Consider the following 21,433-nt stretch of genomic DNA (forward strand, 5'->3'; position numbering starts at 1 on the left):
ATTTTACGAAAATAGCAGGGTTTAGTTTAACCCTGCTATTTTTAAAATTATATTTTATATCCTTTAGTCGGCTGTAGATGCTATATTACTCTTCTATTTCTGAAAGCTCTTTTAACCACAAATCTGCCGAAGCGTCACTTGGCATACGCCAATCTCCTCTTGGGGATAAGGAAACTGAGCCAACTTTAACACCATCTGGCATACAAGAACGTTTGAATTGTTGTGTAAAGAAACGCTTATAAAAAGTCTTCATATCCCTTAATATATTTTTCTTATCAATATTGGTTTCGTTGCCTCCATTTTTTAACGCACTTAACATTATGGAATTTATATATAAATCATAGATTTTTTTAGGGCTAAAGCCATATCGAAGCATATAGTACAAAATGAAGTCGTGAACAACGTATGAACCAATAGCTTCTTCAGTTTTCTGAGCGATTGTTCCATCAGGGTTAGGAGGCAATAATTCAGGACTAATTGGAGTATCACATATATCAAGTAAAGTTGATTTGATTTCATTGTCTTGCTTTTTAGCATATGAATTAACAATACTCTTAACCAGTGTCTTTGGTATTGATGAATTAACCCCATACATGCTCATTTGGTCTCCATTATAGGTACACCATCCCAATGCTAATTCAGATAAGTCACCAGTTCCTACAACGATACCATTGTATCTATTTGCCATATCCATAAGAATTTGAGTTCTTTCTCGTGCTTGTACGTTCTCATAGGTAATGTCATGAATATTCATATCATGCTCAATGTCATTGTAGTGTTGAATACAAGCATCCTTTATTGAAATTTCTTTTGAGGTTATATTTAATGTCTTCATTAGACTTTTAGAGTTATCTAATGTTCTATTTGTTGTGCCAAAGCCAGGCATTGTTATACCCATTATGCCTTTCATGTCATAACCATTAATCTTAAATGCTTCTACAGCAACAATTAATGCCAATGTAGAATCTAATCCACCAGAGATACCAATTACTACTTTATCGCAATGAATTTTCTTTAGTCTTTGGGCTAATCCAGTAGCTTGTATATTTAAGATTTCTTCTGAACGACTATCAATATTTTTGGGCACGAAAGGTAAAATTGACAACTCTTTATTTGATTTAAAATTTACAAATTTTGGTTCAAAAGTTTTTGTATAAATGTGCTTATATTCTGTCTTGTATTCCTGTCTATCGTGAACTAACATATATGAGCTATTAACAGCTCTATCATTCAAGCATTTTTCAATATCAATTTCTCCATAGGTTATTTGTTTGTTTTCAAAGAACTTTGTTTCAGCTACTATATAGCCATTTTCGGCTATAATACAATGACCTGAAAAAACAGTGTCAGTAGTGGACTCAACACTTGTTGCACAAGCATATATATAACCACACATACATTTTGCAGAGTGCATTTTGACTAAATCTTCACGATAATCAGTTTTGCCAATTGTTTCGTTACTTGCAGATAGATTTACAACTATATTCGCACCCTGTAAACAATGGTATGACGAAGGGGGAATAGGAACCCATAAATCCTCGCAAATATCAGCACTGATAATTGCTCCTGTTTGTTCATCTTCGACAAGTAAATTTGGTGTAAATGGAACTACTTCTCCATACATCATAATTTCGTTATTTAGTCTATAACTTGAAGGCTTGAAGTACCTTGCTTCATAGTAAATTCCATAGTTTGGGATAAATGTTTTAGGGATAACCCCTAAGATTTTTCCTTTATGAATAGCAATAGCACAGTTAAACAATTGGTTATCTTTTCTTATCGGCATACCAACAAATGTGATTGGACTAAACTCATTATTTGATTTTTCAATAAACCTTTTTAATTCCTTCTTAGCACCATCAATTAATGTTGAGCTGTTGAATAAGTCCCCACATGAATAGCCAGTTATGCACAGCTCTGGATAAACAACAATTCTTGTATGTTTCTCTCCTGTTCTGTTTTTCTCACTTACCTCATTGATAAGTTCTAACATTCTATCTACATTGTATTTTGGATTACCTATATGAATTGAAGTAGGTGTTAACGTTGCTACTTCAATTATTCCATTATTCAATAAGTTACTCATTTTTCTTTCTCTCCTATTCCTTTTAATCTATATAGATTACCTTCTTTATCTTCTCTTTACTTATCTTACTATTGTATTGGAGTGTACAATGAATTATAAGGTATAATATAATTATTATATATATATATATTGAACATATATGATATTTACCATAAATAGAACTCAGTATAATTTGGAATATAACTTTTAGGAACTATTCCTAAGAGCTTACCGTTAAATATAACATAGGCACAGTTATACATGCTGGAATTTAATATGTAAGGTGCTCCTACTGCAATTACAATATCCTTATTTTTGGAAAACCCACATAGATCCTCAATTGCCTTTAAAGATTTAATATAAAGACTTTGATTCAGAAATAAGTCTGAGCAGGTATAGGAGGTAATACAAAGTTCCGGAAAAACTACAAGTTTTGAATTTGCCTCTAGAGATTTACTTATACATTCTTTAATATTACTTAAATTAAAATCTATATCAGCCACATTAGTTACAGGGCAGGCTGCAGCAACTTTTATAAAATTCATCTTCTCAGCTCCTATTCAAGTTTTATTTTTATATATTTTTCAAATTCAACATTATTATACCATCACAATATAAGTAATAAAATAATAAGAAGATTATTGATAAAAAAGATTATGATTTTTCCAATGTTTGTTATATAATTAAAGATAAGCAACATTAATAATTTAAAGCAATGTAAAAAAGGAGGGATAAGGTGGAACTATTGATATTATGGATAATTATATCGATATCAGCATTACTGATAGATATTGTCACAAGTGCCTTTTTATTTCTTTGGTTTACAATTGGCGGTATAGCTGCAATTATAGCCCTGATTTTTAATTATAGCTTTACCGTGCAACTTATAGTTTTCATAGCAATAAGTGCAATTTCTATGGGAATTGGGTATCCAACTGTACGAAAATATTTAGGGAAATCTGTAAAAAAGACTTCTACAATGGAAGAAGGGTATATTAATAGAGTGATTATTGCAGATGATGACTTTGTTGAGACTGCTAAGGTTAAAGTGGATGGAATATATTGGACTGTTAAAAATTATGGTGAGCCTATAAAAAAAGGGGACAGTGTGATTATTTCTGCCATTGAAGGAAATAAGTTGATTGTAAAAAAACAAAATTTAAAGAAGGAGATTGAATAATATGGGTGCTGGATCATTTTTCACATTAGTAATTTTTATTATTTTACTTTTAGTTGTAACTGCTTCAATAAAAATCGTAAACACAGGTAGTGTATATGTTGTTGAAAGAATTGGTCAATTTCATAGGGTATTAGAACCAGGTTGGCATTTTGTAATACCCTTTGTTGATTTTGTTAGAAAAAAGGTGTCTACTAAGCAGCAAATATTAGATATTGAACCTCAAAGTGTTATAACCAAAGATAACGTAAAAATATCCATTGACAATGTTATATTTTATAAAGTTATGAATGCAAGGGATGCAGTATATAACATTGAAAGCTTTAAATCTGGTATAGTTTATTCAACAATTACCAATATGAGAAACATAGTTGGAAACATGTCACTAGACGAAGTTTTATCCGGTAGAGATAAAATAAATTCAGAGCTCTTAATGGTAGTTGATGAAATAACAGACGCATACGGTATAAAGATTCTATCTGTAGAAATTAAAAATATAATTCCTCCAGCAGAAATACAACAGGCAATGGAAAAGCAAATGCGTGCAGAAAGGGATAAGAGAGCAACAATTTTACAGGCAGAAGGTCAAAAGCAAGGAGATATAGCTAGGGCAGAAGGAGAAAAACAAGCCAAAATTTTAGCTGCTGAAGCTGAGAAAGAAGCATCAATAAGACGCGCGGAAGGACTTAAGGAATCACAGCTGTTAGAAGCAGAAGGTAAAGCAAGGGCTATAGAAGAAATTGCTAAAGCACAAGCAAGTGCCATAACCCAAGTAAATGAGGCGATTATTGAGTCAGGCACAAATGAAACTGTAATTGCATTAAAACAAGTAGAAGCACTTGTAGAAATGGCTAAAAATCCAGCTAATAAGCTTATTATTCCAAATGAAGCTATTTCATCCTTTGGTAACATTGCCGCTATTGGAGAAATGTTAAAGAAGTAAATTAAAATATAACTCATTATCCTTAAAAAACTGTGTTGATTTCATAAAGAAAATCACGCAGTTTTTTGCTTATAAAATATTTTTAAATAGCAGGTAACAGAAAAATATAGCTGAGATTAAGGTATATTGCTTGCAATTCAATGCCTCCAGTAGATTACTGACTAATATTCATACATATGTAACAAATGATTTACAAAAAAATTCATAATAATAGTTGATTTTCCACATTTTTGTATTATAATGTTAATTAAGATTAATATTTATGCATAATAAATTGTTTTTATAAGAATTAATAGGGGAAGAGGTGGAAATTGTGGAATTTTTAAATCCTGGAGAAAAAGTAAAGAACATAAGAAAATTACTTGGACTAAAACAGGAAAAGCTAGAGGAAATCGGAGTTTCTAGAAATTTCATTAGTATGGTGGAACATGAAAAGCGAAAACTTAACAAAAAAACTGCTGCCAAAGTTTTGGGTGTTTTTCAAAATCAAGCTAAAGAACTAGATATTAATCTAGATATTGATGTAAAATATCTATTAACAACAGCTGCCGAAGAAGCAACTTCATATTGCAGGGAAAAACTAAACCTAGAATTATCAATGGATGAGATTGAACAACTCATTGATTTGTGCAATAAATACAAAATAGTGGCAGATATTTTACCAAACTTGTATATGAAAAAAGCAGATATTTTATTTGATAAGACAATTTATAATGAAGCTTTTGTTGAATACTATAATGCTCTTGAAATTTTTAAAGATAATAAAGATAAAGATAATAAGGCTTTAGTTTTCAATAAGCTTGGTAAATGCAAGTTAAATACTCTCGATTTTACTGAAAGTTTAGCTTATTTTATAAGATCCTATGATCTATCTTCAGAGTGTAATAATCTAATTATTAAAAAACATACTCTTTTTAATCTTGCAATTATATATGGAAGAATAGACAAATTGGAAGAAGCCCATGCCTATATTAATGATTATATTTCCCTATGTGACAGCAGTAATGATCTATATGATATCATTCAAGCTGAGGTATTAAGGGCAGTTTATTATGCTAGAGAAGGAAAATTTAATAAATCAATTGATACATACTTAGAAATCTTAGTTAAGGAAACCCAAATAAAAGATGCTACTTTGGCATTAATTTATAATAACTTAGGATCTGATTACTTGGAAATTAATGATTTGGAAAACTCTATTGAATGTTTTAATAGAGCACAGCATTTAAGAGAAACAAGAGATGCCTCCAAGCTATGCAGAACCTTAATAGATAAGTCAAAGGTGTTTATAAAAAATAAGCTTTCAATTGAGGCCATTAAGCTGTTAAACGAGGGTTTAGATATGGCAATAATATATTCAGACCTTGAATATATTATAAGCGGGTTCAACCTTTTAGAGGAAATATATACAAGCCTTCATGATGATAATGCTCTAAATTTACTTTATACCAAAGTATTATATATTCTAAAAGGTAAAGCTAGTAATCAATACTTGGCTAATGTTTATACCAAAATATGTTTAAATTCTTTGATACATGACAGTAAAAATGAAAAAAGTCCAGAATTTAAAAATAAATTGATTGATTTAAGCATATTCTTGAATAAATCTCTAAATTTTACAAAAAATGATTTTCAATAAATACTTTTTATGGTATAATAAGTAAAATAACAAAAGGGGGTTTATAAAATGAAGAAATATTATTTTAAGAAACTGACTTTGGGGATTTTACTTTTAACAGCAATAATAGCTGCAGGCTTTATTCCATGTGAATATCCAGATCCTGTTGGTAATGCTGTAACAATTATTCAAAATGTATAAAAAAGGTTAAATTGTATTAAGCTTAAAAAGTGTAACTTATAGTTACACTTTTTTATTTATAATGAAACTGCATTATAAAGTATTTCAACTTATTAAGCCTTGCATATTAATTAGTTTATAGAGAAAGCTATAATAAGTAAATTTGAATGGAGGTTTATTATGAAGGCTATTGGTAATTTTATAAAAATAGAAACTGCAAACAAGGCATTAACTAAATTATTAGCTGCAGGATTTACTGATGCTTATATAGAAATTGATGATAATAATAATAACATTAGAAGGAATCTTGCAAATAAGAATAATGGGTATGGCCTTTCAAATCTTATAATAGATCCTAGTGAAATGAAGCAGCATCCATTGACCTCGGTTAGTCCATTTGTCAATGTAAATGGAGGTTTTTCTGAATTCAATGATCATAATTATAAATTAATTGTAAATGCTGATGCTAGCATAATAATGAGAGCTAAGGATTTAATTAAAAGTTTAGGAGGAACTATTGAAGCTGAGGCTCTGGATATTGGAAAGGTTCATGAAAGTATTGGAGAATTAAATGAAAAACTTAAAAATGAAGGATTTTAACTTTCATCTGAAGTGAAAATTAACAATTAAAAATATTTAAAATTAATATCATTATTTTAATTGTTAATTTTTTAATATTTTTATAAGTTGGACAAACTATACTTTAAAAAAGCTGGGGGAATATTCTAATTCTCATAACATAAGATTTAGTAGTAGTTTAAATCTTGTGGATGAGGGGGATATTAATATGGTGTATATTTGGAAAGGAGTGCCAAGTGATAATAAGGCTATTGCCAGGCTAAATGAGTATAATAATAAAGAAGTTATTGGTATGACTAACCACGTTTTAGTTAATTATGAAGGAAAATTGATTAAAGAGGGGTTGGGTAAAAATGGATATATTTTAGCAAATCTTGAAGGTGATTTCATTAAAGAAGGAAATAGTAACTCAGGTAAGATAATAGCAGTAATAATGGGAAATGAAATTATAGAGGCAGATTCAGAACATAGATTATTATTTAAAATAGAAGGAATAGCATCTAAAATTGAAAAAGCTGCATTAACTGTAGCTGCATTGATATTAGATGGACAAATTTAAGCTTGAGGTTTTTCTCAAGCTTATTATATAATTGGCGGTTTTATTAAATACTCTTAGTATTCCGTTTTAATTTTCTCTGTAGTATAATTAAGGTATGTAATTATATTTATTATTATAAAGCCAGCTTTGGAAGGTAGGTTATACTATGTCAAAAAAAGTATTAATTGTTTATGAGAAAATGGGGATGGGACATTTTAGGATGGCCAGCATATTAGAAGATATGTTAAAAGGTGAAGATATAGAAATTATTAAACGATGCGGAAGTGAAATGATTAATGATAACAGCATAAATATTGTAGTGAAACTTTGGAATTATTGTATCAAAAAGAACTTTATTAGGACTGTGGATTTTTTACTTAATTTCTTTGTTAGAATTTTTATTCTTCCTTTTATGGAGATATCCAGTACTGAGCCTTATTATAAAAAGCTTGAGGAAATAAATCCTGATATAGTAATATGTACTGCTGATGGTTTTAATAGAGCGATAGGCACCTATGCTAAGGAAAAAAATATACCTTTCTATATTTTTATTACTGAAGTTTCTATTTTTATAGATTTAGTAAATCCATATGCCACTCACCTATGCTATTTTAATGAAACTGGCGATGCCATAAGAAGTTATGATTTTAATAATACATACTACTCCTATGAACTTACCCCTTCTGCTACAATAATGGATAAAATAAAATATGTGTTAAAGTATTATAAAGATTTTGTTGTTTTTGGATATAAAAATTCTATATTTAGAAATCCCAACAGAAATTTGCAACAATTAAATAATGCAAAATATGAAGTTGTAGGTCCATTAGCAGAAAAGAAGCATTTTAGAGTAAAAAATGAAGAAGAAATTATTAAAATAAAAAAGGAATTTGGACTTAATAATGGCAAGGAGATTGTTGTTTTAGCAAGTGGGAGTATAGGAGGAAAGTTTCTTATAGAAATACTTAAAGTTATAATGAAATCTTCAAGTAAGCCAATGAATTTGGTTGTAATATGCGGTAAAGATGAAGTTACCTATAACGAACTTGTAAACTATTCCTACAATAATGAACATATCGATTTAGTGCCATTAAAATTTATTAATAACTTTGATGAGCTGTTGTCTGCTGCAGATTGTCTAATAGGAAGACCATCAGCAGGTATTTTTATAGAAAGCCTAGTAAATAGAACTCCTGAGATAACGTTTAGAACTGCTACTTCAAATGATCTTGGTACCTTAACAATGTTAGAGAAATATGAAATAGGCAGAGTAGTTGAAAATAAAAAGGAAATAGTAGAAGCCTTAGAAGATATTTTAAATAATAAAGAAAGTTATTTAGCAAATATGGAAATGCTATTAAACAGCTATTGTAAAACTTATGATGATAAAAAAGAACTGTTAAAAGAGATTATTTTGAATCAGCGTACTTTTAATTATGAAGTAAGTGAAGACTATGATGCAGATTTAGGTTTAAATACTCCATTGTCTCACTAGAAAGATAGGAATGAGATTAAATGATTTATGTAAAAGAGGTTAGGGATAAACGAGGCTTAAAGAAATTTATTTCACTAGCTTGGGATATTTATAAAACTGATAAAGATTGGGTGCCGCCTTTAAAGAGTGATTTATTAAAGACTCTGCTAGGAAAGGATAATCCACTTTTTATGAGAGGTGAACATAGCTTCTTTATTGCATATAAAGAAAGCAAAGCTGTTGGAAGAATTCTAGTTGGAATTAATGAAGGTCTAAATGAACAAAAGAGTGCTGAGGATGGTTATTTTAGCTTATTCGAGAGTATTGAAGACAAAGAGGTAGCTTTTGCACTATTTGAAAAGGCTTCTGAATGGTTAAAAGCTAGAGGTAAAAAAGTAATGAAGGGACCGGTTTCACCAACAAATGGAGATGATTATAAAGGGCTTTTGGTGGATGGTTTTAATGGTCCTCCTATGCTGATGAATTCTTATAACCATGAATACTATATAAAATATTTTGAAGAATTTGGATTAATAAAGCATTTAGATTTATTTGCTTATTACTTTGATGTGGATTGTGCAAAAATGGACAGATATGAAAAGGTATCTGACTATGCTATGAAAAGATACAACTTCCAAATAGATAAAATTAATCTTAAAAATATAGATAATGAAATGAAGGATATTAAAAGCATACTGGATATTGCAATGCCTGAGGAATGGGAGGATTTAACTCCACCTACCATGGAGGAACTTCAAGCAGAAGGTGCAAATTTAATTCCTCTAGCTGATGATAATCTGGTTTTAATTGCAAGGAGCGAAGGAAGACCTATTGCCTTTGCAATTGCTCTTCCTAATTACAATGAAGTACTTAAGAAAATGAATGGAAGGATTTTTCCTTTTGGATTTTTAAAATTTTTATATTACAAGAAAAAAATAAAAGGCTTTAGGCTCTTTGTGCTTTTTGTTATTCCACAATTTAGGAAGAAGGGCGTAAGCGGTTCTATGTTTTATAAGTACTTTATTAATGGAGTTAAGGGTGGGTATTCTTACGCTGAAGGTTCTACTATCGGCGAGACTAATAAAGAGATGAGAGCAGATATTGAGAAAACAGGTGGTATAAAGTATAGGACCTATAGATTATTTAAAAAAGATATATAATAAAACATAAAATATTTTAAAATGGAAAATATAAATATGTTATGTTTTAATTATGGATATATTGTTTTATTTTAGAAATAAATGAGGAGGGAATTTATGGTTGGTTATGGTTTGAAAAGCAATAAATCTATGCTGGGGGATATTTCCTTAAAAGAGGTTGGCATAAGCGGCAATATATGCGGGGAATATGTTGAAGTTTCCATAAAACAAGTTTATGAAAATAAAGGCAGAGATAATATTGACGGATTATATACCTTTCCAATACCTGATACTGCAGTTATAACAGGCTTTGAGGCTGCACTTGGCGGAAGAACGTTAAAAGCTATAGTTGAAGAAAAGGAAGAGGCAAAGAGAATATATGAAGAATCAGATGAAAGCAATGTGAATACTTTAATATTGGAAGAGCCTTATCCTAATGTCTATCAATTTACCATAGGACAGATACTTCCAGGGGAGTCAGTAAAGATAAAGTTTTCATACATGGATATGCTAGTTTACGAAGATGAGAGTCTTATACTTACTATTCCTTCTATATTATACCCGACTCATGTAAATGATTCTGTAAATATACAAGATGAACTTTATGGTGACATATATAAAACAAGTTTAAATATACTTATTGAGCCACTTTCAAAGACTAAAATTGAATCACCTTCTCACAAAATCAATGTAGAATGGGAGGAGGATAATAATCTTGCAAAGGTTACCTTCTCAGAAAAAAATGTTAAACTTGATGAGGATCTAGTTTTACTTCTTACTGAAGAGAAGCTGGATGAAGCATCTGGAATGATATATAAGTATATGGACGAAGATGATAAAGGAATACTATATTTAAGAGTTTTTCCAAGGCTCCAAAGTTTAGAGGAAGAAAAACCAAATGACTACATCTTTTTGGCAGATATATCTCATTCCATGAAAGGAGCAAAGCTAGATGAAGCCAAGAATGCACTTCAGCTTTGCATTAGAAATTTATCAGAAGGAGATAGTTTCAATATAGTGGCCTTCGAAAGTAAATTACATTATTTTTCTGAACTTGGGAAAGTACCTTTTAACGAAGAAAATTTAAAAAAGGCCACTGTCTGGATAAATAATTTACAAGAAAGAAAAGGTGCTGCTATATTTGAAGCTTTAAAATATGCCTTAACTGAGGAAAGTAATGCAGGCTTTAGTACTATATTGCTTTTTACAGATGACATCATAGAAAATGAAGATCAAGTTCTACATTATGTTAAAGAAAATATTGGTGATAATAGAATTTTTACCTTCGGAATTGATACTTCAGCAAACAGCTATGTTATTAATAAGCTTGCTCAGCTTGGTTATGGTAAAGCAGAATTTATTTACGAAGGTGAAAGAATTGAAGATATGATTTTAAAACAATTCAGTAGAATTGAAAATCCTCAAGTAGATATTCAGGAAATCAATTGGGGAAGTATGAAGGTGGAAAGAACATATCCTAGATCTATAGATTATTTTTATGATAGAGAACCACTATCAATTTTTGCTAAGGTAGCAGGTGAAATAGAAGGTAAGATAACTATAAAAGGGAAAGTGGATAATAAGGATTATATTAAAACTATAGATTTAGATTCACTTGACTTAAATGAGAATGTGGATCTTATACAAAAGATATGGAGTAGAAAAAGAATTGATTCCATTGAGGAAAGAATGAAAACTGAAAGAGGAGAAACCTTGGAATTAATGAGAAACAAGGTGGTGGAAATTTCCAAGGAATTTGGAATTATAAGCCCTGAAACATCCTTTATGATGCATGAAATAATTGAAGAGCCAGTACTAGGGATGCCATTAACTCATATTGTACCTTTAAAAATATCAGAAGAAATAAGCAAAAATATTTCTAGAGCTAATTTTCTTGATGTTCCTACTTTTGTTTATAAGCAAACAGGAATGCCTTCAACTGATGAAATTAAAGAAAAAGGTGATAACGCAATATTAGATTATAAATATCCTAGACCAACAATTTTAAGAACCCTAGCTAAAAATCAATATGCCGATGGAAGCTTTTGTGATGAAGACAAAAATAATATGTATAATAGACTTAAAACTACAGCCTTGGTATTATTAGCTTTTACCTCGGGTAAGGATGACATAACTATGTATGCAAATTTACTATCAAAATCAGTTAGATTTTTATTTAATTCCATTGAAGCAAATGAAAAATTGTATGATAGTAAATTATCCTTAATTACAATCTTTGCTTTAAAATCCTCTATTGCAAAAGGATTATTAAAAGATAACCTTATTGAAAAGGGGCACGCAATATTCGAAAAGCTTAAGGAAAATATAGATTTAACTGCTGGTGAAGGTATATTAAACTTAGTAAATTATTCAGGCAGAGTAGTTTTAAAAGAAGTATCTCCTTATATATTCAATTTTTCAAAGGACGATAACTGCATTAAAGAAAGACTAATAATTGGTAAAGAAGAAAATTCCATAGAAGCTCTCGCTAAGCTTGGAATTTTAAAATCCTCTAATATTAAATAATATTAAAATGGCACCCACATAAGTTATTACTTATGTGGATGCCATTAATTTTTACGTTCTTTAAAATTTAAAATCATATTTATTTAATATATTTCTTGGCATTACAAATCTTGCAGTTTTTAAAGGATCTACAACTTGGCAAATTTCCGAACTGCCAACTGCACTCATAAGCATTGCAATTGTATTATTATTTAAATCTAATCTTTCTGACAGCAGCATTAGCATATCTATAGCTGATGTATTTACAGCATCATCTAAAGTTACAGCTGATGCAATAGTGGTGAAAAATTCTTCATTTATTACTACTGGATTATTAAGTGCCAAATCTTTAATAATTTCAAGCTTAACTGAAACAGTACCTGCAATTTCAACTCCTGTTTCACCAATTTCGCCATCACCCATTGCTGCATGCAGATCCCCAAGTGAAAAAAGTGCGCCATCTACAAATACTGGTAAGTAAAGAAAAGCTCCAGCTGTTATCATGGCATTATCCATATTTCCACCAAAGGCCCCAGGAGTTCCTGTATTAATACTATGCTCTGCAGGTGCAACACCTATAACACCTATCATTGGATTTACCCCAAAATGTAAAACCTCATCATATAAAGCTGTATTATCTATTATAGGAATTATTTTTGTGGTAATTTCATCGAGATAATCACCAAGAGGCCCTAAACTTTTACCAGCTGACATCACTCCTTGACCTGAGACATCTATACTATTAATTGTAACTTTTAATGTATCACCGCATTTAGCCTGATTAATAAATATAGGTCCTGTTGCTGGATTCATTTTTGTCCAATCCATTTCTTCTAGTGTATCATAGGAAGTTTTTAATTGACCTGAGAAGCAATCTAGTGTTTCAATTTCAATTGTATCTCCTGAATTAACTCTTAAATAAGGAGCATTATCCTTTGAAAGAGTAAAGGTATGATGATTTTTTGATAACTTATAAAACATAATATCCCCCTTTTCCTTTGCAATTCGGTTATCAAATATATAGCCTTTCGCTTTACTTATTGTGGTTATATGCTAAAAAAGCTTTTAATGTAATGATAATAGTAATAAAATGTAAAGTCAATGAAGATATATGTACTTATTTTGTTTGAGAACTTGTAGAAATTAGTGTATAAAAGTGCTACAATACAGGTAGTCGGTATTCGAAAGAAACTGAACTAAAAATATTATTAAAAATTCGACTTATATCCTTAAGGGGAGTAAGAACGGAGGGGTAAAAATGAATAATAATGTGTCAACCGTAAGTGCCGGCAGGAAGCTTGGTACTAGACAGCTTACTATGATTGGAATGCTGTCAGCTATTTCAATTGTGCTTGGGGCAACAGGTTATGGATTTATTCCACTGCCTATGGCTAAAGCCACAATACTTCATATACCAGTAATTATTGGAGCAGTACTAGAAGGTCCAATAGTTGGTGCAATGATAGGTTTACTTTTTGGTGTGTTTAGTCTTATCCAAAACTATGTGGCACCATCAAGTGCACTATTCTTTGCTTTTCAGAATCCATTGGTTTCAGTTCTGCCTAGGATTTTAATAGGAATTTTTTCTTACTATACATATAAGTATATGTTTAGTAAAAAAGAACTTATAAAAGTGGGAGCTGCTGCATTAATTGGTACATTAACAAATACAGTTGGGGTACTATCTATGATAAATCTTCTCTATGCAGATCATGCTGCTAAGGCTCTTAAGGTAACATCAGCAACAGTAACAAAAGTTATTTACGGAATAGCCTTAACTAACGGTATTCCTGAGGCAATTGTAGCAGTTATTATAACAGTCCCAGTAGTTATGACACTAAAAAAAATAAGGAAATAAAATTTAAGCTTAAGCAGTTTCTGCTTAAGCCTTTTTAATTTTTGCAAGTTCAATTAGTTTAGCTCTATTATTCATATCAGGTCTTTCCATTACTTTATTTAAAAGTTCTTCTAAAATAATGCCTATTTCCTTTCCAGGTTTAAATCCAAGCTTTATAAGATCGTCACCATTAATTTTAAGCATTCCTATATTATAAGCCTCTTCATTATTTAATATCTCTTCAATTGCTTCTTTTCGTTTAAGTATTGGGCTATAATCTGCGTTGTCCTTATGTCCTCCTCTATCTGCCATCTGAAGCTTAAAAAGACTATCTAGATTCTCAGCGCCTACCCGATTGATAAATTTTTTAAGACTTCTATTTTTCATATTGGCATAAATAGACATATGTTCTGTTATTAGAATTGAAACCTTTTTTATAGTAATATTATCGAACCTTAGTCTTTTTAAAATTTTCTCTGCCATTTCAGCACCAACTAAATTATGCCCATAGAAATGACCGATACCTTTTTTGTCAGTAGAAAAGGTTCTTGGCTTACCTATATCGTGCAGCAGCGCACTTAAGCGTACGATAAGCTCTTGAGGCGAGTTATCAACTACAGATAAAATATGATCAAAAACATTCTTATCATGATGTGGATTTTTTTGATCAAAACCTACACTTTCTTTTAATTCAGGGATTATAAAAAAAAGTAAATCAGTTTTTTCAAGCATTCTTAAACCTCTACTTGGTAAGTCACTTAATAATATTTTGCAAAATTCGTCTCGTATTCTCTCTTTACTGACAGAACTTAATAGATAGGCATTATTAATAATAGCTGTGAAAGTTGACTTGTGAATATTAAATTTAAGTTCACAGGCAAATCTCACTGCTCTAAGCATTCTAAGTGCATCCTCTTTAAAACGCTTATCTGGATCTCCAACGCAGCGTATTATCCTTCTGTATAAATCCGCTGATCCATCAAATAAATCAACTAGGCCAGAGATTTTATTATATGCCATTGCATTTATAGTAAAATCTCTTCTGCTTAAGTCTTCCTTTAAAGAGGGAGTAAAAGTTACTTTATCAGGATGCCTATTATCCGAATACTTACCATCAATTCTATAGGTTGTAACCTCATAATTATTTATATTTATGACTACAGTAACTGTACCATGTTTTATTCCTGTAGGAATTGTATGTTCAAAAAGGTTTATTATTTCTTCTGGCAAAGCACTAGTAGTAATATCCCAATCTTTAATCTCTCTTTTTAAAAGGCTGTCCCGCACACAGCCACCTACTATGAAAGCTTCTCTGTTATTTTTACTTAAGGCATCTAAAATATAACTAACTTCTTCAGTTAAAATAATCTTCATATTACACCTCTATGCTTGGGAAATTCACTTATTATTATAACATTTAATGAAATTTTTAAAACCAATATAATTTTATTGATTTATTTCTAGTATGATATATTAGTCTGTTTTTTATAAAGATAATTTCATGGAACTTATAGAAGAATTGCAATTTTATAGAGAATTGCGTAGTCATTAGCGAAATTAAGTGAAACTTGCAAATATAAATATGTTGTTAAAATTCTTAATGTGATATATTATATATTTATGAAAGTATATTAATTGTAACTATATACATATTATATTGTGAAATATATACAAATATTAGGGGGATTTTATGGTTATGGTTTATACAGACGAAAGCTTAATGGAGAGCTTTGAGACTGATATTAAATATTTGCAGTTATTATCTAAACAGTATCCAACAATTGCTGAAGCTTGTACAGAAATTATTAATTTGCAAGCAATTTTAAATTTACCTAAAGGTACAGAACACTTCTTAACTGATATACATGGTGAATATGAACCATTTATCCATGTACTTAAAAATGCTTCTGGTGTTATAAAGAGAAAAATAAATGATATATTTGGAAATTCCTTAAGACAAAGTGATATAAAAAGCTTAGCGACTCTTATTTATTATCCTGAGCAAAAGCTTGAATTAATGTTAAAGGATGAGAAAAATATAGATGATTGGTATAAAATTACATTATATAGATTAATTGAAATATGTAGACATGTATCTTCAAAGTACACTAGATCTAAAGTGAGAAAGGCACTGCCAAAGGATTTTTCTTATATTATTGAAGAACTTCTTCATGAACTGCCTGATATTATAGATAAAGAAGAATATTACAGTGAAATAATTAAAACTATAATTAGAATTGGCAGAGCAGATGAATTTATAGTGGCATTATCTAAGCTCATACAAAGACTTGTAGTTGACAGGCTTCATATAGTTGGAGATATTTTTGACAGAGGCCCAGGAGCAGATATAATAATGGATACTCTTATGGATTATCACTCAGTAGATATCCAATGGGGCAATCATGATATATTATGGATGGGCGCGGCAGCAGGAAGTGATACCTGCATTGCCACAGTTTTAAGGATTTGTGCCAGGTATGCAAATTTAGATACAATTGAAGATGGCTATGGGATTAATCTGCTGCCATTAGCTACCTTTGCTATAGAATTTTACAAAAATGATGATTGTAAAAATTTTATGCCTAAAATTGAAAGCAGTAAAGTATATAGTGAAAAGGATTTAAAACTTATTGCACAAATGCATAAGGCTATAACTATTATTCAATTTAAGCTTGAAGGAGAAATCATAAATAGAAGACCTTATTTTGGGATGAAGGATAGACTTCTATTAAATAAAATTAATTATAGTGAGGGAACTATAGATATAAATGGAAAGATATATAAATTAAATGATATGAATTTTCCGACTATAGATATCAAAGATCCTTATAAATTAGCACCTGAGGAAAGAGAACTAATATGGAAATTAAGGTCATCATTTTTAAATAGTGAAAAGCTGCAAAAGCATATTAGCTTTCTTTTTGCAAAGGGAAGTATGTATTTAAAATATAATTCTAATTTGTTATATCATGGCAGTATACCACTAAATAGAGATGGTACTTTAAAAAAGGTCAATATTGGAGCAAGCGGGAAGCAGTATAGCGGAAAGACTCTTTTAGATAGATTTGAGATACTTGCAAGGGAAGGATATTTTTATAAAAATAACCCTGAAGAAAAATTATATGGAATGGATATTATTTGGTACCTCTGGACTGGCCCAGATTCTCCTCTTTTCGGTAAGAATAAAATGACTACCTTTGAAAGATATTTTATAGACGATAAGGCTGCACATGAGGAAGTAAAGAATTCTTATTACAGGTATAGGGATGATGAGAAAGTATGTAATTTAATATTCGAAGAATTTGGCCTTAATCAGTACTATTCCCATATTATTAATGGTCATGTACCAGTAAAAAGTAAAAATGGAGAAAGTCCAATTAAAGCTAATGGAAAGCTGCTTGTTATAGATGGGGGGTTTTCAAAAGCTTATCAAGGGCAGACAGGTATTGCAGGCTATACCTTAATCTATAACTCCTATGGACTTCTATTAGTATCTCATGAACCCTTCGAATCTACAAATAAGGCTATAGAAGAAGAAAAAGATATTCTTTCTACAACTGTGGTTTTAGAGCAGGAAGTAGAAAGAAAAAGAGTTGGAGACACAGACATAGGTGAAGAATTAAGGCTTCAAATAAAAGACTTAGAGATGCTTCTAGAAGCTTACAGAAAAGGTTTAATCAAGGAACAAAGATAAAAAAATAGCTGCATAAAAAAATGTGGAAAGAGCTTTATACTCTTTCCACATATTTTATATATTTTAGCTAAACTTTCAAATTACTTAGGTTTATAAATTTTTAATATAATTTTAAGACTTTCCTAACCTTAAATTAATAAATAGAATTTAATATTACTATTGTTACAATTATAATATTAATATATTTTACTTACAACAAACTCAACAAACCTTGCTGGAAGAAGTCTTTTTAATAAATAAAGAACTTTATAGGAAAAACCACCTATAATTCTAATTGGAGGATTTTTAGAATCTATTATTTTTAAAGCTGCATCTACCAATAATTTCGGAGAAGGGCCATTTTGCTCATCATGTTCCATAGTCTTTATGGCCTTCATAAATTTTTCTGAATATGCAGAGCTATTTGAAGCTTTTGTATAGAGCCTCTTTGCTGTAAAACCAGTTTTAGTGTCTCCAGGTTCTATCATGGATACTTTTATTCCAAATGGCTTAACCTCAATTCTTAAGGCTTCAGTAAGGGCTTCTATGGCATATTTACTGGCGCTGTACATAGATTGATATGGAATTGAAATAAGTCCCGCAACAGAACTTATATTAATAATTAACCCGCTTCGCTGTTCTCTCATTTTAGGAAGTACAGCTCTACACATTCGATGAACACCAAAGAAATTTGTATTAAACTGATAATATGCTTCTTCTGTAGTTGTATCCTCCACTGACCCTGCAATACCATTACCCGCATTATTTATTAAAATATCAATGGTAATTTCTCGTTCAAGAATGTAATCAATAGCTTTTTCTATTGAATCCTCAGAACATACATCTAGAGAAATCATTTTTAAAAAACCTGTACCTTCTTTAGCTTTTATAATTGATTCATCAGATGCACTACGAGAAGTACCATAGACTTTATAACCTTTTTCCATAAGTGTTAATGCAATAGCTTGTCCTATACCTGATGATGCGCCAGTAACTAAGACAACTTTAGAATTTTGTATAGCCATTTATCTCACCCCTGCTTCTTTAGAGTATCATATTATTTTATATTATACAGTTAAGAAGAGAAGTATGCAATGTTGGATTGTAAAAAATGGAAAAAATTATAAATTATTAGAAAAATATATTTATTTATGAATTTATATGTTAATATATAGATATATAATTTATAACTGGACTTATTATATTTATTTTTTGTTTTAATGAAGGGAGAGAAATTACATAATGTTAGATATTTTCGAAAAATGCTTTAATTATACTGATGCAAAGGATGCAATGAAAGCTGGTATATATCCATATTTTCATGCCCTTGATTCAGGACAGGATACTGAGGTAATAATGAGCGGAAAAAGAGTTATTATGATAGGCTCAAACAATTATTTAGGATTAACCTCTGATCCCAGAGTAAAGAGGGCTGCAATTGAAGCCACTCAGAAATTTGGGGTAGGATGTTCTGGATCTAGGTTTTTAAATGGAACTTTAAATTTACACATAGAACTTGAAAAAAGGCTTGCAAAGTTTGTAAATAAAGAAGAAGCCTTAGTGTTTAGCACAGGTTTCCAGACAAACTTAGGTGTATTATCTGCAATTGCAAGCAGAAATGATTACATATTAAGTGATAAGCAAAATCATGCAAGTATTGTAGATGGCTGTAGACTAAGTTTTGCTAAGATGCTTAAATTTAAGCACAATGATATGGAAGATTTAGAAAGATTACTTAAAAATATCCCTGATAATAATGGAAGACTTATAGTTGTTGATGGTGTATATAGCATGGAAGGAGATATAGCAAATCTTCCTGAAATTGTTAGACTTGCAAAACTATATGGAGCAAGGGTAATGGTAGATGATGCTCATGGATTCGGTGTTCTTGGCGAACATGGCAGAGGTACAGCTGAATATTTTGGGCTGGAAGATGAAGTTGATATTATTATGAGCACTTTTAGTAAATCACTTGCAAGTTTAGGTGGTTTTATTGCTGCTAAATCAGACGTTATACAATATGTTAAACATAATTCAAGACCATTTATTTTTAGTGCTTCTATTCCTCCATCTAATGCAGCGGCGGCAATGGAATCCTTGAATATCCTTGAAAGTGAGCCAGAAAGAATCAAAAGATTATGGGATAATGCTAAATTTATGAAAGAAGGCTTTGAAGCTTTAGGGCTTTCAATAGGAGATACTCAGACCCCTATAATTCCAGTAATAATCGGAGAGGATTTAGAAACTTTCGTAACTACAATTCAGCTTCTTAATGAAGGCGTTTATGTTAATCCTGTTGTTTCACCTGGGGTTGAAAAGGGGCGTGCACTACTTAGAACAAGTTATACCCCAACACATACAAAAGAACAATTAGGAACTGCTCTAAAGGCTTTTGAAAGAGTTATGGGAAATAAAATTAAATCGGCTTAGTATATACTTAAGGAGCTGTTTCATACTTTATATAACACTAATTATGGGAGTTACCCATCAAATAAATATTTAATTAATCTATGCCAGCGTGTGATTAACGCTGGCATATTTTACGCATCATACAATTTTTAACCGATGTGCATTTAATTAAATCTGTACTACATTAATAGGATAGTATAAAATATTAGATATACAACTGATTAGAGAATGAGGTGTTTTATGAATCATCTTTTTATTATAAATCCCATTGCAGGCAAGGGAAAAACACTAAAGCTTATCCCAATAATTGAAAAAGTATTTAAAGCAAGAAAAGAAAAATTCGTCATTGAGATAACAAAATATATAGGACACGCAGCTGAAATTGCAGAAAAATATAGTAGTGAAGAAGATTATAGAATATATTCTGTGGGTGGAGATGGAACATTAAATGAAGTACTAAATGGAATAGTGAATACAAATAGCAGTTTGGCAGTTATACCTAGTGGCACAGGGAATGATTTTATAAAAAGTATTTTCAAGTATAATAATAAAATATCTATGGAAGCTATATTGATCAAAACTATTAATGGAAAAGAAGAAAGAATTGATTTAGGAAAAGTCAATGATAGATATTTTTTAAACATCGCTTCAGTGGGTTTTGATGCAGAAGTTGCTTATAATTCAATTAAGTTTAAGAAACTACCATTTATTAATGGTACTGCAGCTTATATTTTAGGTTTGCTAATTACATTATTTAAATATAAAAATTATGATTTAAACATTAAAATAGATAATACAAGCCTTAAATTAAACTCACTTTTAGTTGCAGTTGCTAATGGAAGATATTATGGCGGAGGAATTAATGTTGCTCCGAAGGCAAATTTAAAGGATGGCTTTTTTGATGTTTGCCTAATAAAAAGGGTTGGAAGATTAAAGATTTTAGGGTTATTCCCAAAAGTAATACAAGGTAACCACGAAACTATTAAAGAAGTAAATTTTAAGAATGGAAAAGCAGTAAATATAATAAGTAAAGAAGACTTAGCATTTAATATTGACGGAGAAATTATAAGAGGTAAAGAAGCTGAGTTTCAAATTATAAAACATGGAGTACAAATAGTTATACCCTAAGGCTTACAATTGTATCAAAATATTATGGATTACTAAATAATATTCTGCAATTTTTTGTCTAATTTTGTATTTTGTTAAGTTTATGTTAAGCAATATTATCTTGTGTTTTATTTGTTTTAAAATTGTGTTATAATCATTTTGGCTTTAAATTGTTAACAAATTATTAAA

The 21,433-nt window shown here is 30.3% G+C and carries 17 protein-coding genes and 1 pseudogene; 13 read left to right on the forward strand and 5 right to left on the reverse strand.

Going from position 1 to position 21,433, the window contains the following annotated elements:
• Positions 1-85: 85 nt before the first annotated feature.
• Positions 86-2,086 (reverse strand): NAD(+) synthase, encoded by a 2,001-nt coding sequence (locus ACJDUG_RS06385; RefSeq protein ID WP_406769048.1) that lies wholly within the window; start codon positions 2,084-2,086, stop codon positions 86-88.
• A gap of 155 nt (positions 2,087-2,241) precedes the next feature.
• Positions 2,242-2,610 (reverse strand): annotated as a pseudogene (locus tag ACJDUG_RS06390) (nitrilase-related carbon-nitrogen hydrolase); the annotation flags it as partial.
• A gap of 191 nt (positions 2,611-2,801) precedes the next feature.
• Between ACJDUG_RS06390 and ACJDUG_RS06395 the strand changes: the two are divergent.
• The 9 genes from ACJDUG_RS06395 to ACJDUG_RS06435 all read left to right on the forward strand — a co-directional run bounded on the left by ACJDUG_RS06395 (position 2,802) and on the right by ACJDUG_RS06435 (position 12,239).
• Positions 2,802-3,245 carry an NfeD family protein gene (locus ACJDUG_RS06395; RefSeq protein ID WP_406769049.1) on the forward strand — a complete coding sequence of 148 codons (444 nt, stop codon included), beginning with the start codon at positions 2,802-2,804 and terminating at the stop codon, positions 3,243-3,245.
• 1 nt (position 3,246) lies between these two features.
• Entirely contained in the window at positions 3,247-4,185 is a 939-nt protein-coding gene (locus tag ACJDUG_RS06400) for an SPFH domain-containing protein (RefSeq protein ID WP_406769050.1), read from the forward strand.
• Positions 4,186-4,498: 313 nt separating this feature from the next.
• Positions 4,499-5,824: a helix-turn-helix domain-containing protein gene (locus ACJDUG_RS06405; RefSeq protein ID WP_406769051.1), complete on the forward strand. Its 1,326-nt coding sequence runs from the start codon at positions 4,499-4,501 to the stop codon at positions 5,822-5,824.
• Between the two features lie 48 nt (positions 5,825-5,872).
• On the forward strand, positions 5,873-6,004 hold the full coding sequence (locus ACJDUG_RS06410) for a hypothetical protein (RefSeq protein WP_406769052.1): 132 nt from the start codon (positions 5,873-5,875) through the stop codon (positions 6,002-6,004).
• A gap of 159 nt (positions 6,005-6,163) precedes the next feature.
• Entirely contained in the window at positions 6,164-6,583 is a 420-nt protein-coding gene (locus tag ACJDUG_RS06415) for a hypothetical protein (protein ID WP_406769053.1), read from the forward strand.
• A gap of 187 nt (positions 6,584-6,770) precedes the next feature.
• Complete coding sequence (locus ACJDUG_RS06420) at positions 6,771-7,121, forward strand: hypothetical protein (protein WP_406769054.1); 351 nt, start codon at positions 6,771-6,773, stop codon at positions 7,119-7,121.
• A 145-nt stretch (positions 7,122-7,266) separates the two neighbouring features.
• Positions 7,267-8,595 carry a glycosyltransferase gene (locus tag ACJDUG_RS06425; RefSeq protein ID WP_406769055.1) on the forward strand — a complete coding sequence of 443 codons (1,329 nt, stop codon included), beginning with the start codon at positions 7,267-7,269 and terminating at the stop codon, positions 8,593-8,595.
• 20 nt (positions 8,596-8,615) lie between these two features.
• On the forward strand, positions 8,616-9,734 hold the full coding sequence (locus tag ACJDUG_RS06430) for a hypothetical protein (RefSeq protein WP_406769056.1): 1,119 nt from the start codon (positions 8,616-8,618) through the stop codon (positions 9,732-9,734).
• 96 nt (positions 9,735-9,830) lie between these two features.
• Positions 9,831-12,239 carry a VIT and vWA domain-containing protein gene (locus ACJDUG_RS06435; RefSeq protein ID WP_406769057.1) on the forward strand — a complete coding sequence of 803 codons (2,409 nt, stop codon included), beginning with the start codon at positions 9,831-9,833 and terminating at the stop codon, positions 12,237-12,239.
• Positions 12,240-12,299: 60 nt separating this feature from the next.
• Here ACJDUG_RS06435 and ACJDUG_RS06440 read toward each other — a convergent pair whose 3' ends face one another.
• On the reverse strand, positions 12,300-13,199 hold the full coding sequence (locus tag ACJDUG_RS06440) for an acetamidase/formamidase family protein (protein WP_406769058.1): 900 nt from the start codon (positions 13,197-13,199) through the stop codon (positions 12,300-12,302).
• A gap of 277 nt (positions 13,200-13,476) precedes the next feature.
• Between ACJDUG_RS06440 and ACJDUG_RS06445 the strand changes: the two genes are divergently transcribed.
• Positions 13,477-14,076, forward strand: a complete 600-nt coding sequence (locus ACJDUG_RS06445; RefSeq protein WP_406769059.1) for an ECF transporter S component — start codon at positions 13,477-13,479, stop codon at positions 14,074-14,076.
• Positions 14,077-14,100: 24 nt separating this feature from the next.
• Here ACJDUG_RS06445 and ACJDUG_RS06450 read toward each other — a convergent pair whose 3' ends face one another.
• On the reverse strand, positions 14,101-15,429 hold the full coding sequence (locus tag ACJDUG_RS06450; RefSeq protein ID WP_406769060.1) for a CCA tRNA nucleotidyltransferase: 1,329 nt from the start codon (positions 15,427-15,429) through the stop codon (positions 14,101-14,103).
• Positions 15,430-15,751: 322 nt separating this feature from the next.
• On the opposite strand from ACJDUG_RS06450, the gene ACJDUG_RS06455 reads away from it, so the two are divergent.
• Positions 15,752-17,749 carry a fructose-1,6-bisphosphatase gene (locus tag ACJDUG_RS06455; protein WP_406769102.1) on the forward strand — a complete coding sequence of 666 codons (1,998 nt, stop codon included), beginning with the start codon at positions 15,752-15,754 and terminating at the stop codon, positions 17,747-17,749.
• 176 nt (positions 17,750-17,925) lie between these two features.
• On the opposite strand, the gene ACJDUG_RS06460 is transcribed toward ACJDUG_RS06455, so the two are convergent.
• Positions 17,926-18,753, reverse strand: coding sequence for an SDR family oxidoreductase (locus ACJDUG_RS06460; protein WP_406769061.1), 828 nt, complete (start codon positions 18,751-18,753; stop codon positions 17,926-17,928).
• Positions 18,754-18,970: 217 nt separating this feature from the next.
• Here ACJDUG_RS06460 and ACJDUG_RS06465 point away from each other — a divergent pair, with 217 nt between their 5' ends.
• Positions 18,971-20,158 carry an aminotransferase class I/II-fold pyridoxal phosphate-dependent enzyme gene (locus ACJDUG_RS06465; RefSeq protein ID WP_406769062.1) on the forward strand — a complete coding sequence of 396 codons (1,188 nt, stop codon included), beginning with the start codon at positions 18,971-18,973 and terminating at the stop codon, positions 20,156-20,158.
• Positions 20,159-20,377: 219 nt separating this feature from the next.
• Positions 20,378-21,265, forward strand: a complete 888-nt coding sequence (locus ACJDUG_RS06470) for a diacylglycerol/lipid kinase family protein (RefSeq protein WP_406769063.1) — start codon at positions 20,378-20,380, stop codon at positions 21,263-21,265.
• Positions 21,266-21,433: the final 168 nt, after the last annotated feature.

It is taken from the genome of Candidatus Clostridium stratigraminis (assembly GCF_045310675.1).
Taxonomy (GTDB): Bacteria; Bacillota; Clostridia; order Clostridiales; family Clostridiaceae; genus Clostridium_AT; species Clostridium_AT stratigraminis.

Bases quoted from the DNA above. Each gene is read 5' to 3' on its own strand.
- ACJDUG_RS06385 (WP_406769048.1), bottom strand. From the start codon at position 2,086: ATGAGTAACTTATTGAATAATGGAATAATTGAAGTAGCAACGTTAACA.
- ACJDUG_RS06400 (WP_406769050.1), top strand. From the start codon at position 3,247: ATGGGTGCTGGATCATTTTTCACATTAGTAATTTTTATTATTTTACTT.
- ACJDUG_RS06410 (WP_406769052.1), top strand. From the start codon at position 5,873: ATGAAGAAATATTATTTTAAGAAACTGACTTTGGGGATTTTACTTTTA.
- ACJDUG_RS06415 (WP_406769053.1), top strand. From the start codon at position 6,164: ATGAAGGCTATTGGTAATTTTATAAAAATAGAAACTGCAAACAAGGCA.
- ACJDUG_RS06420 (WP_406769054.1), top strand. From the start codon at position 6,771: ATGGTGTATATTTGGAAAGGAGTGCCAAGTGATAATAAGGCTATTGCC.
- ACJDUG_RS06425 (WP_406769055.1), top strand. From the start codon at position 7,267: ATGTCAAAAAAAGTATTAATTGTTTATGAGAAAATGGGGATGGGACAT.
- ACJDUG_RS06430 (WP_406769056.1), top strand. From the start codon at position 8,616: ATGATTTATGTAAAAGAGGTTAGGGATAAACGAGGCTTAAAGAAATTT.
- ACJDUG_RS06435 (WP_406769057.1), top strand. From the start codon at position 9,831: ATGGTTGGTTATGGTTTGAAAAGCAATAAATCTATGCTGGGGGATATT.
- ACJDUG_RS06440 (WP_406769058.1), bottom strand. From the start codon at position 13,199: ATGTTTTATAAGTTATCAAAAAATCATCATACCTTTACTCTTTCAAAG.
- ACJDUG_RS06445 (WP_406769059.1), top strand. From the start codon at position 13,477: ATGAATAATAATGTGTCAACCGTAAGTGCCGGCAGGAAGCTTGGTACT.
- ACJDUG_RS06450 (WP_406769060.1), bottom strand. From the start codon at position 15,429: ATGAAGATTATTTTAACTGAAGAAGTTAGTTATATTTTAGATGCCTTA.
- ACJDUG_RS06455 (WP_406769102.1), top strand. From the start codon at position 15,752: ATGGTTTATACAGACGAAAGCTTAATGGAGAGCTTTGAGACTGATATT.
- ACJDUG_RS06460 (WP_406769061.1), bottom strand. From the start codon at position 18,753: ATGGCTATACAAAATTCTAAAGTTGTCTTAGTTACTGGCGCATCATCA.
- ACJDUG_RS06465 (WP_406769062.1), top strand. From the start codon at position 18,971: ATGTTAGATATTTTCGAAAAATGCTTTAATTATACTGATGCAAAGGAT.
- ACJDUG_RS06470 (WP_406769063.1), top strand. From the start codon at position 20,378: ATGAATCATCTTTTTATTATAAATCCCATTGCAGGCAAGGGAAAAACA.